This is a genomic window from Streptomyces sp. NPDC088254 (genome assembly GCF_044740925.1).
GTDB lineage: Bacteria > Actinomycetota > Actinomycetes > Streptomycetales > Streptomycetaceae > Streptomyces.
The window spans coordinates 109457-126554 of record NZ_JBIURQ010000005.1; the positions used below are offsets into that span (position 1 = coordinate 109457).

Sequence of the window (17098 nt, forward strand, 5' to 3'; positions counted from 1 at the left end):
TAACCGGGTCGCGCGAGGGGAGAACACCGGCATGCGATGCAGTACCTCTTGACGGAGGGAGGCTGCGATGAGCGCAGTCGTCTTCACAGCTGATTTCGCCTCCGAGCGCCAATGGGTCGCCGGACGCTCCTGGGCCTATCCGGGCGGCGGTCCCACCAATCGGGGCGACAACAAACTCGACTATCTGACCGCGGACCCGTCGTACTCCCGCACCGGCACGTTCAGAGCCACGCGCAGACCCGACGGCCTGTGGGACACGGGCCTGCTGACCACCGAGGGAAGCGCCGACGGGTTCATGGTCCGCACCGGCGACCGCCTCGACGCCCGGGTGCGTCTGCCCGCCGAAGTGGGCGCCTGGCCGGCGATCTGGACCTGGCGGGACGGCGACAACGAGGTGGACGTCTTCGAGTACCACCCCGACAATCCCGACCTGCTGGAACTCACCAACCACGTGCGGCCCGCGAACCGCTACCTGCGCGACCGGACCGTCCGCCCCGGCGGCATCGTCGATCTCAGCGTGACCTTCGGCCGGCGCAGCGTCGTCTGGTCGCTGAACGGCAAGCAGGTCTTCGCCGACGGACAGGGCGTCGGCCGCGAGTGGCGCGCCTACCTCATCGTCAACCTCTCGGTGTGCGCGGGCCGTTACCACCCGGCTCCGGGCCCCGCCACCACGAAGATGTCGTACGAGGTGAAGAGCCTCGTGGTGTACCGCACCCTCGACCGGTACTCCATCCCTGCGAGCGACGACCGTGACCACGACGGCGAAGGCGACGGCGACACCGACGCCACGAGTCGGGAGACCTCACCGGAAGAGGTCTGAGTCACCGGCTCTCAGGCCGCCGGGCCCTTCCCGTCCCGCGTCAACTCCCACACCCGCGCGAACAGTTCGGGCAGTGCGCCGGGCAGGAGATCGAACTCCCGCACCTCACCCCCGTCGGGGCTGAGCCGCGCCCCCAGCACGGGCGCCTTCCATGTCTCCATCGGCGGCAGCGGCTTCTTCGCCCGGGCCCACGGGCCGGGCAGGAACAGCGAGCGTCCCGCACGGGCGCGACGGTCCTCCACCGCCAGCCCCCGCGAGGCCAGTTCAGCAGCCGCCGCCCTGTGGCGGGCCGGCGTCCAGCCGTTCCAGCGCCGTATGCTGCGGTCCGACGGCACGGGCAGCAGCAGGAGCTGGAGACAGAGGGCGGCGGCGTCCTCGGACAGGCCGAGGCCGGCGACGACGTCGGCGACCACCTCGGGGGCACAGGCCCGCGGATCGGACTCGTAGCGCCCGGCGGGCAGGTCGTCGGCGATGATGCGCGCCATGACGCGGTCGCAGGCGCCGCCCGTGAGCCAGTCCCAGCGCCGGCTGCCGAGGCTGCCGCGCACCACCCCCGAGTGCAGGATCCTGGCGGGCGAGTCCCCGCCCGCCAGGACCTTGCGCAACTGGCGGACGACCTCCGGCGCCCCGGCGCGCACCGGATCGCCGGCCGGAAGGTCCGCGTACGCCCACGACAGGCCCGCGAAGACGGCCTCCACGAGCGTCTCGGAGTCGTAGGCGCTCATGACGTCCCACGCGGTGCGCAGCCGGTGGTGCTCGGGCGGGCACGGCCGGCCCCGCAGGTAGAAACCCGACGGCAGGGTGGCCCGGGCCGGGTCGAGGAACAGGTGGCACAGATGGGTCGCCGGCATCCGCGTCCGCAGGGCGACCGCGGCCTGCCAGGTGCCGTACGGCGCGCTCGGTCCGGCGCCGTGCTGCTCGATCCACGCTTCGGCGGTGCGCTCAGCGACACGGGCGAGCCCGCCCGGCTCCCACAGGTCCGCCGGGTCCGCCGGCATCACGTCGGCCAGCAGATCGAGCCGGTCACTGTCGCGGAGCATCTGCAACTCCCCGCGTGCCGCATCCAGTTCGCCGACCTTGTAGCCCAGGACCGCGCGCTCGTGCTCGTCGAGGAACGGGGTGCAGTAGCCGCTCGCCCCGGGGTTTCCCGCCAGGACGAGGGCCGCGGCGGGGCGGCTCACGCCGGTCGCCTCGCTCAGGGTGACAACGGCGTCCGCGTCCCAGGGGGCGGGCCCCCGCTCCTGGACCAGCTCCACCAGGCGCAGCAGTTGCCCGGGATCGCCCCAGCCGCGGTGACAGTCCATGACGTCGAGCGGTTCCTCGGGGCGCGGGGCGGCCTCTCCGCCGGGCAGCAGCGCCTCGAAGTAGCGCGTCATGCGCGCGGCCGGCAGATGCAGGCCGAACGAAGCGCCCCCCTCGTCGCGCACGCTGAACGAGGTCGTTCCGGCGAGCCGGCCCAGGCGGAAACGGTAGGCCGGGTCGGCGAACGGCGTCCGCGCCCAGGTCCGCAGGAACTCCAGCAGCACCTCCCGGCGCTCCGGCCTCGTCGCCGGGGCGGCGGCCCGCAGCGCGAGCGCGCCCACGCGCCCCACGACCTCGGTCCAGCTGCCCGCCGCGGTCGGACGGATCTCGGCCTCGCCCGGCCCGGGCGCCCAACTGCCCTCGATGAAGCGGCCGATGCGCGTGATCTCGGCGAGGCAGCCCGCGTGCCAGTGGCCCGCCGCCCCGACGAGACCCTGCAGGGCGGCTGGAACGGCGAACCGGTCCCACGGGCGGGCCGCTCCGGGGGCGATCGTGTCGATCTCGTTCATGCCCCCGATCATGGCGGACGCCACTGACAACGCCGCCCCCACAGCCCCGCGCGAGGGGGAAACAGCGGGCGCACACCCTCGTCCCGCTAGGATCCCGACCATGCCGCTGACCCTGCAGGACGTGGACCGGTTCGAGAGCGCGAGGCCCCGTCTGGAGGCCATCGCCTACCGCCTTCTCGGCTCCGCCGGCGAGGCCGAGGACGCCGTGCAGGAGACATACCTGCGCTGGCAGGCCGCCGACGTCGAGCGGGTCGAGGTCCCCGAGGCCTGGCTGACGAAGGTGCTCACCAACCTGTGCCTCAACCAGCTCGCCTCGGCCCGCGCGCGCCGCGAGACCTATGTGGGCCGCTGGCTCCCCGAACCGCTGCTCGACGGGGACCCTATGCTCGGCCCGGCCGCGACCGCCGAGCAGCGCGAGTCGGTCTCGTACGCGGTCCTCACCCTCATGGAACGGCTCACCCCGAACGAGCGCGCGGTGTACGTGCTGCGGGAGGCCTTCGACTACCCGCACCGCGAGATCGCCGAGATCCTCGACCTCAGCGAGGCCGCCAGCCAGCAGATCTTCCACCGCGCCAAGAAGCACATCGCGGACGGCAAGGCCCGCGCCGAGGTCGACGAGGGGGCCGCCCGCGCGATCGTCGAGGAGTTCCTGGCCGCCGCGACCAGCGGGCGGACCGAGCCGCTCGTACGGCTGCTCACGTCCGACGCGGTCGCGGTCGGCGACGGCGGCGGGAAGGTCCCGGCGCGGACCAAGGGGTTCGAAGGCGCCCTCGCGGTCGCGAAGTTCATGCGCGGCCTGTTCAAGCCCGCACCCGCCAAGCGCGCCCTCATCGGCGGCGCGGCCGACATGTACATCACGACGGCCAACGGCGGCCCCGCCGTCGTGGCGGTCGTCGAGGGCAGGGTCGTCGGCGTCATGTGCCTGGAGATCACCGCCGAGGGCATCGCGGCGTTCCGCAGCCAGGCCAATCCCGACAAGCTCGCGCGCGCGACCGAGGTGTGGGCCGCCGCCGATCACGGGGAGCCGCTGTTCCGCATGTTCTGACCGCGGTGCGACCCACCGGCGACATGTGACGTGCTTCACATCCGCTTCCTGTCAGGAAACCGAGGGCTGCCCGGTTCAAGAGGCGAAACCGCGCAAGACCAAGGGCGGACCGCGCAGACAGGAGCACGCACATGCAGCACCGCATCATCGTCCTCGGCGCCGGCTACACCGGAGCGATCGCGGCCGGCCGTCTCGCAAGGCGGCTGCACCGGGACGACGTCCACATCACCCTCGTCAACGCCGAGCCCGACTTCGTCGAGCGGGTGCGGATGCACCAGCTCGCGGTCGGCCAGGAGCTGAAGCCCCGGCCCTTCACCGAGATGTTCGCGGGCACCGGCGTCGAGTTGAGGCTCGCCCGGGTCACCGGCGTGGACGTCGACCGCAAGACCGTCGCCGTCGTCGACGCGGACGGCGCCGCCGGCGAACTGCACTACGACACCCTCGTGTACGCCCTCGGCAGCGGCTGGGACGACCTCGGCGTCCCCGGCGTCGCCGAGCACGCCCACGGCGTCGCCGGCCGCGCCGACGCGCTCCGGCTGCGCGACCGTCTGGCCGCCCTGGACGCCGGAGCGCCGGTGGTCGTCGTCGGCGGCGGCCTCACCGGCGTGGAGGCTGCGACCGAGATCGCCGAGGCCCGACCGGACCTCGACGTCGCCCTCGCCGCCCGCGGCGGCCTCGGCGACCGGCTCTCGGCCAAGGCCCGCGGGCACCTGCGCGAGGTCTTCGGCAAGCTGGGCATCACCGTGCACGAGCACACCGCCGTGACCCGCGTCGAAGCCGACCGTGTCGTCACCGCCGACGGCGAGGCCGTCCCCGCCGCGGTCACCGTGTGGACCACCGGTTTCGCTGTCCACCCGATCGCGCGGGCCACCGCCCTGGAGGTCACCGAAGGGGGCCAGATCGTGGTCGACGGCACCATGCGCTCCGTGTCGCACCCCGACGTGTACGCCGTCGGCGACGCGGCATGGGCGCCGGGCCCCGGCGGAAAGCCGCTGCGCATGTCGTGCGCCTCGGGCGTCCCCGCCGCCTGGCAGGCCGCCGACGCCATCGCGGCGCGCCTGACCGGCGGGAAGGTCCCCGAGCAGTCGGTCCGCTACTTCAACCAGTGCGTCTCGCTGGGCCGCAGGGAAGGCCTCATCCAGTACGTCACCGCCGACGACCGAGCCGTCGACGCGGCCCTCACCGGCAGGCTCGCCGCCCTCTACAAGGAACTGGTGTGCAAGGGCGCGGCCTGGGGCGTCGCCAACCCGACCCTCGGCATGCCGGTGCGCCGCCGCCGTGTCGTCGCACAGGAGGCGGCGGACCGCAGCGACGCGCCGGCGGGCGCGTCCGTCTGATCTCCTGGTCAGATGGCGGGGGCGTCGGTCCGCACGTAGATCAGGCCGTTGCTGGTGCCGGCCGGGGTGACGACCGTGACGGTGACCGGCCCCGGCGGGCCCGCCGGGGCCACGGCGGTGACCTGGGTCGGCGAGACCACCGTGAAGGAGACGGGCGTGGCGCCGAAGCGCACGCTGCTGGTCATGGTCAGGTTGGCCCCGGTCAGTGTGAGGACGGCTCCGGCGTGCGTCGGCCCCTGCGTCGGCACCAGAGAGCTCAGCGAAGGCGCCGCGAGGTAGGTGTATGCGAGGGGATTGCTGGTGCCGCCGGCGGTCGTCACGGTGACGGCGGCGGCGCCGGCCGCGTGCGCGGGGGCGACCGCGGTGATCTGCGTGCTGCTGTCGACCGTGAACGAGGTGGCGGCGAGGCCGTCGAACCGTACCGCCGTCGCGCCGAGCAGATCGCTGCCCGTGAGTGTGACCGTGGTGCCGCCCGCCGTCGGCCCGACACCGGGGGTGAGCGCGGTCAGCGAGGGCGCGGCGGCGAAGAAGAAGTACGCGCTCGGATTGTCCGGGTTGCTGGTGCCGCCGGGTGTCGTCACGGTGACGGCGGCGGCGCCGGCCGCGTGCGCGGGGGTGACGGCGGTGATCTGAGTGGCGCTGTTGACGGTGAACGAGGTGGCGGCGACGTCGTCGAAGCGCACCTCCGTCGCACCGGTGAAGTTGGTGCCCGTCAACGTCACCGTCGTCCCGCCGGAGGCCGGGCCCTGACCGGGCGACAAGGCCGTCACGGACGGCGCGGCGGCGAGGTAGGTGAAGGTGAGAGCGTTGCTGGTGCCGCTCGGGGTCGTCACGGTGACGGCGGCGGCGCCGGCCGCGTGGGCGGGGGTGACCGCCGTGATCTGCGTGCTGCTGTTGACGGTGTACGAGGTGGCGGCGATGCCGTCGAAGCGGACCGCCGTCGCACCGGTGAGGTTGGTGCCCGTCAGCGTCACCGTCGTGCCGCCGGAGGGGAGTCCTTGGCCGGGCGAGATGCCGGTCAGGGTCGGAGCCTGCGTCGCCGCGTAGGTGAAGGAGACCTGCTGCGCGCTGGTGCCCTGGCTGGTGGTGACCGTCACGACGACGGTGCCGGAGCCCGACGGTGCCACCGCGGTGATCTGCGTGCCGCTGTTGACGGTGAATGAGGTCGCGAGCTTCGTCCCGAAGCGGACGGCGGTGGTGCCGGTGAATCCGGTGCCGGTCACGGTGACGGTGGTGCCGCCGGCGGCCGGCCCCTGATTGGGGCTGACCGAAGAGACCACAGGGGCAGCCATGGTGATGTACTCCTTGAGGCAGGCGAACGGGGAGAGCAGTCACGGACGACGGGCCGGCTCGGGGCGCGGCCGCGTCGGGGCCCGCCCGGGCGGAGGGGGGGACTGCCGCCCGGACGGGGCTCACCGCCTCCCCGGGGCGGGAGGCTGACAGGCGGTCAGATGCCGGGGCCCGCCACGTAGGTGAAGGCGTCGGTGGCGGTGTCGGAGCCGGCGGGGTTGGTGACGACGACGTCGACCGGCCCGGCGGTGCCGGGCGGGGTGACGGCGGAGAGGGTGGTGGTGTTGATGACGGAGAAGGGCGCCGGGACGCCGTCGAAGGTGACGGAGTCGGTGGTGTCGAGGTTGGTGCCGGTGATGGTGACGGCGGTGCCGCCGGAGGTGGGTCCGGAGGTGGGGGTGACGGTGGTGACGGTGGGGGCGTCGACGTAGGTGTAGCTGAGGCCGTTGTTGGTGCCGCCCGCGGTGGTGACGGAGACGGAGACGGGGCCCGCGGCGGCTCCGGCGGGGACCGTGACGCTGAGGGAGCTGTCGGAGTTGACGGTGGGCGTGGCCGTGACTCCGCCGAAGGAGACGCTGGTGGCGGTGGACAGGCCGGTGCCGGTCAGGGTGATGGTGTTGCCGCCGGCGAGGGGCCCGGAGGTGGCGCCGAGGGAGGACTTGAAGGGGGCGCCGACGTAGAAGAAGGGGACGGGGTTGCTGGTGCCGCCGGGGGTGGTGACGGTGACGCCGACGGTGCCGGTTCCCGAGGGGGAGACGGCGGTGACCTGGGTCGGGGAGACCTGGGTGATGCTCGTGGCGGACTTGGTGCCGAACTTGACCGAGCTGGTGTTGGCCAGGTTGGTGCCCGTGATGGTCACCAGCGTGCCGCCGCCGGTGGATCCCTGGTTCGGAGAGATGGGCATGGCAGAACTCCTCGCTGCTCGATGGGGACATACGAGGAACCGGCGAGAGCCCGACAGGCGGCGCCACAGGAACACGATCGTCCCGTGGGCCAACAGAAAACCGGCGACAGCCGCCCGTCAGATTTCCCCGGCTCGGGGATGGGCGGCCCGCCGGTTCACACTCTCAAGTCACCCATAGGGCCGACGCAGTGACAAGGGTCCGTCAAGCGCATCACCCGAACGGAGTACTCGCGGGCTCCGCTGACCGCCCCCGCCCTGCCGGATACTCCGTTCGGGTGATGCGAATTGACGGACCTTGTCTGTGAGTTGGGGCCTATGGGTCACTGGGAGGGCGAACCGGCGGGCTGCCCATCCCCGTGTCGGGGGACGTGAGACAGGCAGCCATGCCGGTTTCTTCTTGTCCACGCCAAGACGCGAGGCGTCGCGGGCCATGGGCCCGGACCGTCTCCAGGCGCCTTCACCTACCTCGCCGGTCCCGGCATCCGACCCGCCCTTCGAGCGACGGCCCACCGTCCGCCACCCCGGTGGGCCGTCCAGGCGCCCGCCCCGTGACCCCCGGGCCGCACGGGCGGGCGCCGGCCACAGAACCCGTTCCTCAGAAGGAGGGGACCGCCCGTGTCCGTCGATCTGCTTCCGTACCCGCGAGCCGTGAGCGTCACCGTCCCCGCCGACCCGGTCGCCGCCATCCCGGTGGGCGACGGCCCCCTCGCCGCCGCTTTCGGCCGCGCCGGCCGCGTGGGTTACGTGACGAACTTCGACTCGGGCACGGTCACCGTCCTGGACCCCGTCACCCGGACCGCCACCGCCACCGTCACCGTGGGTTCCGGCCCCTGGGGAGTCGCCGTCAACCCCAACGGGAGCGAGGCGTACGTGGGCAACTTCGACTCCGGGACGGTCAGCGTGATCGACGTCCTGACGAACACCGTCACCGCGACGATCGAGGGGATCTCCGCACCGGTGGGCGTCGCCTTCTCCCTGGACGGCGCCCACGCCTACGTGGTCAGCCAGGACACCGACAGCCTCGTCGTGCTGGACACCGCCACGCGCGCCGTCCTGACGAGCGTGGCGGTGGGCAGCACCCCCTGCAACGTCGTGATCTCCCCGGACGCCGCCCCCTACGTCTACGTCAGCGACTTCGGCAGCGGCACCGTAACGGTCGTCGACACCTCGACGTACACGGTCGCGGCCACGATCAGCGGCTTCGCCAACCCGCGCGGTCTCGCCGTCAGCATCGACGGGCAGCGACTGTACGTCGCCGACCAGAGCGGCGGCACGGTCAGCGTCGTGGACACCACCACGTACACCGTCGCCACCACCATCGGCGGCTTCGCCGCCCCCGTCGCGATCGCCATGGGCCCCCGCGGAGCGCTGGCCTACGTCACCGAGAGCGGCTCCGGTTCGGTCGCGGCGATCAACCTGGCCACCCACGTGCGCGTCGCCACCGTCACCGGACTGAGTGCACCGAGGGGGATCCTCGTCACCCGCGACAGCCGGCACCTCTACGTGGTCGACAACGGCGCCGACACGGTCGTCGTCCTGAACATTCCGGTGCCGGTCTCACCCGACCAGGGCCACACCGGGGGAGGCACCCTGGTCGTCCTCAGCGGAAGCGGCTTCCTGCGCGCCACTCAGGTCTTGTTCGGAAGCCGCCCGGCCGGTTCGTTCGCGGTCGTGGACGACTTCACCATCACCGCCGTCAGCCCCGCCGGCACCGGCGTCGTCCCGGTCAGGGTCGTCATCGCCGGCGCCACCCACTCCCTCGGCGCCTTCTTCTATCTCGACACTCCGCGCGTCCGCGCCGTCTCGCCCTCCACCGGGCCCAACACCGGCGGCAACACGGTCACCGTCACCGGCATCGGCCTGTACACCACCCGGGAAGTACGCCTCGGGGCCACCAGCGTGTACCCGACCGTCGTGTCCGACGCCCGAATCGTGTTCACCGCGCCTCCCGCGCCTCCCGCCTCGCCCGGACCCAGCATCCGGGTGCCGGTCGTGGTCACCACCCTGGGCGGCGTCGGCGGCGGCCCGACCTACACCTATCTCGACCCGCCCACGACCACGACCCTCAGCTCCACCACCGAACTGCCGGTGGTCGGCGAGCGGTTGACCTTCACCGCCGCCGTCGCGCCCGTGGCCCCCGCGACGGGCACGCCCTCGGGCACGGTCTGGTTCGACTTCGGCGACGGCAGCGTCCCCGTCACCGCCGTGGTGGTGGACGGGCTGGCGACGGCGACGCACGCCTACTCCACCACCGGCGGCAGCCCCTACACGGTCACCGCCGCGTACAGCGGGGACGACGACTTCGCTCCGTCGTCGGACACCGCCGAGCAGACGGTCGTGCGTGCGCCGACCTCGACGTCCGTCCTGTCCTCGCCGGAGCCCTCCGCCCCCGACGGGGAGGCGACCGTCACCGCGCGGGTCATCGTGGCCGCCCCCGGCGTCGGACAGCCCACGGGCACGGTGACCGTCGACTTCGGCGACGGCTCACCGACCGTCGTGGAGCCCCTCGTCAACGGGCTGGTCACGGTCGTCCACACCTACCCGGCCGACGACGCCGACTACACGATCTCCGCCGCCTACAGCGGGGACACCGACTTCGAGCCGTCGGGCGATGTCAGCACCCACCGGGTGCGATCGACGATCCAGGTCACCACCACGACGGTGACCTCCGCACCGGATCCGTCGACGACCTGGCAGCAGGTGACGTTCACCGCCACCGTCACCGCCGGGTCGGGCACGCCGACCGGCACCGTCCTCTTCGACTTCGGCGACGGCACACCGCCGACGCCGGTGCCCCTGTCGCAGGGAGCCGCCGTCGCCACCCACGTCTACACCTCCGGATCCGGCAGCCCCTACCCCGTCCTCGCCGCCTACGCGGGCGACGGCGCGACGTTCAGCTCCTCGGTGGGACACGACCTCCAGACGGTGAACCCCTCCTCCACGTCCACCACGCTCAGTTCGTCACCCGATCCGTCCGTGACGGGCGAGGCGGTCACCTTCACCGCGACCGTCGCGGCGGACGCTCCGGGGGCCGACGTGCCGACCGGCACGGTGGTCTTCGACTTCGGCGACGGCACGCCGACGGTCGCCGCACGCGTCATCGACGGCACCGCCCAGATCGCCCACACCTACGCGGCCGCCGGATCCTACTCGGTCACCGCCGTCTATGACGACGACGACGACTTCACCGGCTCCTCCACGACGGCCACCCACACCGTGGGCCAGGCCCCGACGACCGTCGAGCTGACAGCCGTGCCGGCTCCGTCCCTGGTGGGGGAGGCGGTCACCTACACCGTCGTCGTCGCGCCCGTCGCGCCCGTCGCGCCCTTCGCCCCAGGGGCGGGCGCCCCGACCGGCACGGTGACCCTCGACTTCGGCGACGGCACCACACCCGTCACCCTGCCGCTCATCGATGGTGCCGCCGCCACCTCACACGTCTACACGAGCGCCGCCGGCAGCCCGTACCCGGTCACCCTCACCTACAGCGGCGACGCGGACTTCGCCGGCTCCACCGCGACCGAGGACCACAGGGTGCGCCGGGCACAGACCCTCACCACCGTGACCGGGGCGCCGGCCCCGTCGGTGGTCGGCGAGACCGTCACCTACACCGTGAGGGTCGACCCCGCCGGGCCCGTCGCCCCCGAGACCGGCCCTCCCACCGGCACGGTCGTCCTCGACTTCGGCGACGGCACCCTCCCGGTCACCGCCGCCCTGACCGGCGGCAGCGCCACGATCACCCACGCCTACACCGCCAGGACCGGCAGTCCGTACACCACGACCGCGACGTACAGCGGGGATGTGGACTTCGTCTTCTCCACCGGCACGGCCCTCCACACCGTGGACCGGGCGCTCACCACCACGACGGTGAGCGCGTCACCGGAGCCCTCGGTGGTGGGTCAGCCGGTGACGTTCACCGCGACCGTGGCGCCGGTCGCGCCGGGCGCGGGTACGCCCACCGGCACAGTCACCTTCGTCCTGGGCGACGGCTCCGCCCCGGCCACCGTCACCCTGGCGAACGGCACCGCCACGATCACCCGGGCCTACACCGACCGGAGGGACGGCCCGGACACGATCACTGCCACGTACAGCGGCGACATCGACTTCGCAGGCTCGAGCGGCACCACGGTCCACACCCTCAACCGGACGTCGACCACGACCACGGTCAGTTCGTCGCCGGATCCGTCGGTGGTGGGCCAGCCGGTGACGTTCACCGCGACCGTCGCGTCGGCAGCACCGGGGGCGGGCACGCCCACCGGCACGGTCAGCTTCGACTTCGGCGACGGCACGAACCCGGTGACCGTCACCCTCGTCAACGGCGGCGCCGCCATCACCCGCCCCTACACCGCCAGGACCGCGAGTCCGTACACCGTCACCGCCACCTACGGCGGGAACATCTCGTTCGCGGGCTCCAGCGGTACGGACACCCACACCGTGGACCGGGCGTCGACGACGACGTCGGTGAGTTCGTCGCCGGATCCGTCGGTGGTGGGCCAGTCGGTGACGTTCACCGCGGCCGTCACGCCGGTCGCACCGGGGGCGGGTACACCCACCGGCACGGTCAGCTTCGACTTCGGTGACGGCACCTCGCCCGTCACCGCGACTCTGGCGAACGGCGTCGCGACGGTCACCCGTGCCTACTCGGTCAGGACGGGCAGTCCTTACACGGTGACCGCCACCTACGGTGCGACCGTGAACTTCGCCGGTTCCAGCGGTACGGACACGCAGACGGTGGACCGGGTGGCGACGACGACGTCGGTGAGTTCGTCGCCGGATCCGTCGGTGGTGGGCCAGTCGGTGACGTTCACCGCGACCGTCACGCCGGTCGCACCGGGGGCGGGTACGCCGACGGGCACGGTCAGCTTCAACTTCGGCGACGGCACCTCGCCCGTCACCGCGACTCTGGCCAACGGCGTCGCGACCGTCACCCGCGCTTACACCGTCAGGGCAAGCGGCGTGTTCACCGTGACCGCCGCCTACATCGGCAGCAACGGCTTCGCCGCCTCCAGCGGCAACGACACGCAGACCGTGAACCGGGCCCTGTCGATCACCAGCGTCGTCTCTTCCCCCGACCCGTCGAACACGGGTCAGAAAGTGACCCTGACGGCGACCGTCACGGCGGTCCCGCCGGGAGCCGGCGTCCCGACCGGTACGGTCACCTTCACCATCGGCAGCCGCTCTCCCGTCAGAGCCACCCTCGTCAACGGCACGGCCACCACCGTCCACAACCCGTTGAGCCCCGGCACCTACGCCGTCACCGCCGTGTACGCCGGCAGCACGGAGTTCGCGGGCTCCACAGGCACCGACACGCACACCGTCTCGAACTGACCCGGAGCGAGTCCCCGGCTCCTTCCAGGCGACAAATCGCCTCCACAAGCGCACAGTTAAGGAAGGACTACAGCAGCGGAGGCCACCGTGATCGTCCTCGGTATCATCCTGCTCATCGTCGGCTTCGTCACCGGCGTATCCATTCTGTGGACCATCGGCATCATCCTCGCCGTGATCGGCCTGGTGCTGTGGGTCCTGGGCGCGGCCGGCCACGCGGTCGGCGGCCGTCGGCATTACTGGTGAGGACCGCGGGAAGACGACCGCGGTCGGGGCGAGCCGCCTTCGTACGTCATCCGCGGGCCGGGCAGGACAAGCGGCCGCGTGGACGAAGGGCGCGTGGAGGTGGTCGGTGTGGCGTCCGGCGACGGCCCCGACACGCTCTTCGGCCTCGACGCGCACGAGGTCAACCACGGCTGACACCCCCGCGCCGAGGACGTCCTGTGGCGCCCGGACCCAGGAGACCAAGCGCTCCGAGAACGGCGCCCTGAACGTCCGCTACGAGGCGCGCGCCAAGGCCCGCGCGGTCGCCGGGATGCGCGAACTGATCACCGCCCGCGCCCCGTGGCACCGCGGCCGCTACGCCTTCTGACGCGCCCCTCCGCGCAGCAGGCTCACAACCCGGTGACGTTCGCGCTCGCCGACACCTCGTAGACCAGGGTGACCGTGTGGTGGCCCTCGGGCGGGAGGGGGACGTCCCAGCGGACGATGCCGTCCGCGTCGACCTCGGCGGGCGGGGGCGAACACGCCTCCTTGCGCAGGCGGACCTCGACCGCCGACACCTCGGAGACGGGGATGCGCTCGCGCAGGGTCACCGTCCGCTCGTCCCGCTCCCCGGGAGCCGAGAACCGGGACAGGTGCAGCCGGACCGTGTGGGTGGTCACCGTCCGCTGGGTGAGTCCGGCGGTGGCGCGGGACTCCTCGGCGTGCCGGACCACCCGGTGGTCGTCGCGGCTGCCGAAGGCCAGTTCCACGGGTGCGCCGGGCGCGGCGAAGTCCAGCATGCCGCGGCCGCTGAACCCGCTGCCGCGAACCAGGTCCACCGGCCCGGCGAGCAACGCGTGCCCGGACAGGTTGTCGAACCGTGCCGTCTGGGTGACCAGCGGGGACAGCTCGGCCGCGCACACGTACTCGCTCCTCGCGGTCGTGGAGAAGGAGGAGAGCGGCAGTCGGTGTGCGCGGCCGTCCGCGGGCACGGAGACCGGCGAGGGGGCGTGCAGCACCCGTGCCTCCCCGCCGTCGGCCAGCCCGGGCAGACCGAGCACCGGAGTGGGACCGAGGTCCCCGATCTCCTCCTCCCGCAGCTCGACGTCGACCGTGCGGCGTTCGGCGGCGGTGCGGTCCTTGAGGGTCAGCCGGTCCTCGCGCAGGCTCGGCGGCTCGGCGGCCAGCGCCGAGCGGGCCGTCGACAGCGTCAGCCGTACGTCCGACCAGTCCTCGCCGGTGCGCTGCCAGACCATCGCGTCGGTCTCCAGCGTCAGCCGGTCCCCGTCGAGCACGGCCCGGTATGCGGGACGCCACACCGCACACGAGGTGAGATGGCTCAGCCGCAGCTCCGCTGGGCCGGCCACCGCGCTCTCCACGGTCAGCTCGACATGCCCCACCAGCTCGGCGGGCTCCTCCTCGGCGAGGTCCAACGCCGTCCGCACGTCCGAGAGTTCGGCGGCGAGAGCGGCCAGTCGGGCCTCGGTGGCGCGCAGTCGCTCCTCGTGCGTGTCGCGCTCGGCGTCCACCCGGTCGAGTTCGCGAGCCCAGCGGGCCCCGTCGGTCTCCCCGAGGCCGGCGCCTTCGCCGATCTCCCTCAGCAGATCGGCGGCGAGCCGGCCCAGCAGGTCCAGCCGGGACCGGAGCCGGTCGCGGCGCTGCCGGAGGGCGACCTGCTCCTCTTCGAGGGCGTGCGCGCGCTGCCGGAGGGCGGAGTCGTCGTCGGCGGACCCGGGCCCGCGCGGGGTCCAGGCGCGGACGATCCGCGCGTCCAGCACGCTCGCGGGGTGGCCGGCGGTCAGCTCGGCGTGCAGGGTGCGGTCGACGGCCAGCGCGCTGACCGGCCCGAGCCGCAGCCGCCGGACTCCGGCCTCCAGATCGAGCACGACGGTGCGCTCGACGTGGGCGCGGTCCTCCAAGCAGGTGATGGCGGTGACGGGGAGGGCGATCGGCTTCGGTGCCGTGGACATCGTGGTGTCAGCTCCTGCGGTTGCCGCCGACCAGGGCCTTGCCGGTCGGGAAGCGGATCTCGTAGCCGCCGTCGAGGGCGGTGGCGCCGCCTGCGGGCAAGGTCACCCGCCACACGCGGGTGCCCGGGGCATGGCGGTCGGGCCCCGTGCCGTCGTCGGGCGTCGTCCAGTCCGCGCGCTCCTCGATCCGCACGTCGGAGTCCGAGGCGACCGGGACCGGTTCGCGGACCTCGACGGTGACGGGCCGCGCCAGCCGGTTGGCCAGCTCCACGTGGACCCGGTGGTCCAGCACGGTGACGTTGTTGCGCAGTCCGGACGTCGACTCGTTCAGCGTCGTACGGCGCGTGACGCGGACGCCCTCGGCCGGACCGAGCCCCACCCGGCGCACCCCGCCCGGCGCGAGCGTGGGCAGCGCGGCGGTCAGCAGGAAGTCGTCGTCGACGGTGACCTCCACCGGGCCGGCGAGCAGCGCCTGACCGGTGGCGTTCGACATCACCAGCGTCGCGTACACGGTCGGCTCGACGGAGGGCACGCAGAGGTACTCGGTGCGCAGGCCGACGGCGATCTCGCCGACGGTGACGGTGTGCCAGACGCCGTCCGAGGGGATGTCGGCGCGGGCGGCGGCGTCGAAGCGGTGGTCGAAGGAGCCCGCCGACTCGCGGGGCCGCACGGCGTGCCCGGGCAGCGGCAGCGCGGCCACCGCCTCGGCACGGCGGCGGTACTCGGTCGCCACCGGGTCGAAGGCGGCGTCCGGGAACAGCCGGCCCCTGCGGTCGGCCCGGTCGTCGGGGCCGCTGAGGACGAGACCGGCGTAGTCCAGCTCCGCGCTGCTCGGCTGCGGCGGACCGGCCGCCGGCGGCCGCTGCGGCACCATGGGCGCGGGAGCGGAGGCGGGTGCGCCGCCGAACGGAGGCCGTCCGGCCGTACGCGCCCTGCCGGGACGGGCGGGGGCGGACCGCTGCATCTCCCCGAAGGCGGCCGAAGGCGCGCCCACGGGGCCGGCGGAGCCGGGCGGCGCGGGCATCATCGGGGGCGGCCCGCCGTAGACGGCGGGAGCCGGCGGCGGGGCGGAGAGCGACGGTTCCGCAGCGAGCCGCGGTTCTTCGAAGTCGGCGTAGCCGGCGAAGGTGTCCCCGCCGACGGGGACGCCCCCGGGCCCCGTGCCCCCGACCGCGACGGCCGGATGCGCGTCACGCGTGACCGGCCCGGGACCGGCCGCGTCGTACCCGGTGAACAGGTCGGCGAGCCCGGCCGGCGGCTCGCGCCAGCCGGACGGCGTGGGAGCGGGCTGACTGCGTCCGATGCGGATCGAGCGGAGCCTCGGCAGATCGGTGCGCCGCCGCAGGTCGGCCGTGGACAGGGAGAGCAGGACACCCGTCCAGTCCTCCCCGGTGCGCTGGGCGACCGAGGCGCGCAGCATCAGACGGCCGCTGTCCTCGCCCTGGCGGTGGGTGAGCCGGTAGGCCGGCGCCCAGACGGCCCCCGGCACGCCGTACTCCACCTCCACGTCCACCTCGTCGTCGCCCTCACCGGCGCCGTCGAGGGTCAGGACGGCGCAGACCGTGGACGCGACGTGCGCCGACGGGGCGTCGGTGGAGGCGCGGGCGAGCCGGTCCACGGCGACGGCCAGCTCGTGCTCGGCGCGCTGGACCGCCTCCTCGAACTCGACGAGACGGGCGTGCAGGGCCGTGAGCCGCTGCTCGACGAAGTCGCCGAGCTCCAGCCAGGCGTCGACCGGGGTGCGGCGGTGCGGATCGTCACGCTTGCGGGGCGGGACCACCGGGTGGAGCGCCTGGACCTCCTCGATCCGGCGGAGCTGCCGGTCCCGGCGTGCCTGCGCCGCCGCGTACGCGTCGCGCAGCTGGTCCACCTCGCGCCGCAGCCGGTCGCGGGTGTCGGCGTCCGCCGGTTCGGCGTCGATCTCGATCCGGGCCTCGACGACCCGCGCCCCCGTGCCGCCGAGGACGGCGGCGCGCAGCGAACCGGGGTCCAGCGACCGGGGCAGCCCCGTCACCCGGACCCGCCCGTCCGCGGGCACGCGACCGCGGGCCCGCCGCCGGCAGAGCGCGCCCTGCGCGTACACCACGACCGAATCGAGGGTGGACCCCCAACTCCGCGTCTGTTCAGCCCTCATGCCCAGCTCCCCGTACCGTCGGACTGCACCACACCCTACGCCCGCCGGTGCCAGGAATCTCTTTCGCGGGCGGGCGGGGGAGTGTCAGCCGTTGAGCGGGGCGACGGTCACCTTGTCGATGTCGGGTGTGCAGGTGGCGGCGTTGCCGAAGGAGACGGTGCCGGTTCCGGCCTTGAGCGTGACCGGGACCGGGAGGTACCGGAAGATGGACCAGATGCAGGAGTTGCGGAACACGACGGACAGCCGTCGGACCACCGCAGC

Annotated in this window: 11 protein-coding genes and 1 pseudogene; 6 read left to right on the forward strand and 6 right to left on the reverse strand. The window is 73.5% G+C overall.

Annotated features, from left to right (window positions below; all coding sequences use genetic code 11):
- Positions 1–67 precede the first annotated feature (67 nt).
- Complete coding sequence (locus ACIOC0_RS16075) at positions 68–820, forward strand: beta-glucanase (RefSeq protein WP_402155619.1); 753 nt, start codon at positions 68–70, stop codon at positions 818–820.
- A gap of 11 nt (positions 821–831) precedes the next feature.
- On the opposite strand, the gene ACIOC0_RS16080 is transcribed toward ACIOC0_RS16075, so the two are convergent.
- Positions 832–2631, reverse strand: coding sequence for a hypothetical protein (locus ACIOC0_RS16080; RefSeq protein WP_402155620.1), 1800 nt, complete (start codon positions 2629–2631; stop codon positions 832–834).
- 100 nt (positions 2632–2731) lie between these two features.
- Here ACIOC0_RS16080 and ACIOC0_RS16085 point away from each other — a divergent pair, with 100 nt between their 5' ends.
- Entirely contained in the window at positions 2732–3676 is a 945-nt protein-coding gene (locus ACIOC0_RS16085; protein ID WP_402155621.1) for an RNA polymerase sigma-70 factor, read from the forward strand.
- A gap of 131 nt (positions 3677–3807) precedes the next feature.
- A complete protein-coding gene (locus ACIOC0_RS16090; protein WP_402155622.1) occupies positions 3808–5013 on the forward strand; it encodes an NAD(P)/FAD-dependent oxidoreductase in 1206 nt (401 codons plus the stop codon).
- 8 nt (positions 5014–5021) lie between these two features.
- On the opposite strand, the gene ACIOC0_RS16095 is transcribed toward ACIOC0_RS16090, so the two are convergent.
- On the reverse strand, positions 5022–6305 hold the full coding sequence (locus ACIOC0_RS16095) for an IPT/TIG domain-containing protein (RefSeq protein WP_402155623.1): 1284 nt from the start codon (positions 6303–6305) through the stop codon (positions 5022–5024).
- Positions 6306–6460: 155 nt separating this feature from the next.
- Entirely contained in the window at positions 6461–7207 is a 747-nt protein-coding gene (locus tag ACIOC0_RS16100; protein WP_402155624.1) for an IPT/TIG domain-containing protein, read from the reverse strand.
- 615 nt (positions 7208–7822) lie between these two features.
- Between ACIOC0_RS16100 and ACIOC0_RS16105 the strand changes: the two genes are divergently transcribed.
- From ACIOC0_RS16105 to ACIOC0_RS16115, 3 genes and pseudogenes are all read left to right on the forward strand, one after another.
- Complete coding sequence (locus ACIOC0_RS16105) at positions 7823–12532, forward strand: Ig-like domain repeat protein (RefSeq protein ID WP_402155625.1); 4710 nt, start codon at positions 7823–7825, stop codon at positions 12530–12532.
- Between the two features lie 87 nt (positions 12533–12619).
- Positions 12620–12775, forward strand: a complete 156-nt coding sequence (locus tag ACIOC0_RS16110; RefSeq protein ID WP_358797212.1) for a DUF6131 family protein — start codon at positions 12620–12622, stop codon at positions 12773–12775.
- A gap of 153 nt (positions 12776–12928) precedes the next feature.
- Positions 12929–13121, forward strand: a pseudogene (locus ACIOC0_RS16115) (spore photoproduct lyase family protein); the annotation flags it as partial.
- Between the two features lie 22 nt (positions 13122–13143).
- On the opposite strand, the gene ACIOC0_RS16120 reads toward ACIOC0_RS16115, so the two are convergent.
- The 3 genes from ACIOC0_RS16120 to ACIOC0_RS16130 form a co-directional block, all read right to left on the reverse strand.
- A complete protein-coding gene (locus ACIOC0_RS16120; protein ID WP_402155626.1) occupies positions 13144–14703 on the reverse strand; it encodes a DUF4139 domain-containing protein in 1560 nt (519 codons plus the stop codon).
- Positions 14704–14710: 7 nt separating this feature from the next.
- Positions 14711–16837, reverse strand: a complete 2127-nt coding sequence (locus tag ACIOC0_RS16125) for a DUF4139 domain-containing protein (protein ID WP_402155627.1) — start codon at positions 16835–16837, stop codon at positions 14711–14713.
- An 84-nt stretch (positions 16838–16921) separates the two neighbouring features.
- Positions 16922–17092: a hypothetical protein gene (locus ACIOC0_RS16130; protein WP_402155628.1), complete on the reverse strand. Its 171-nt coding sequence runs from the start codon at positions 17090–17092 to the stop codon at positions 16922–16924.
- Positions 17093–17098: the final 6 nt, after the last annotated feature.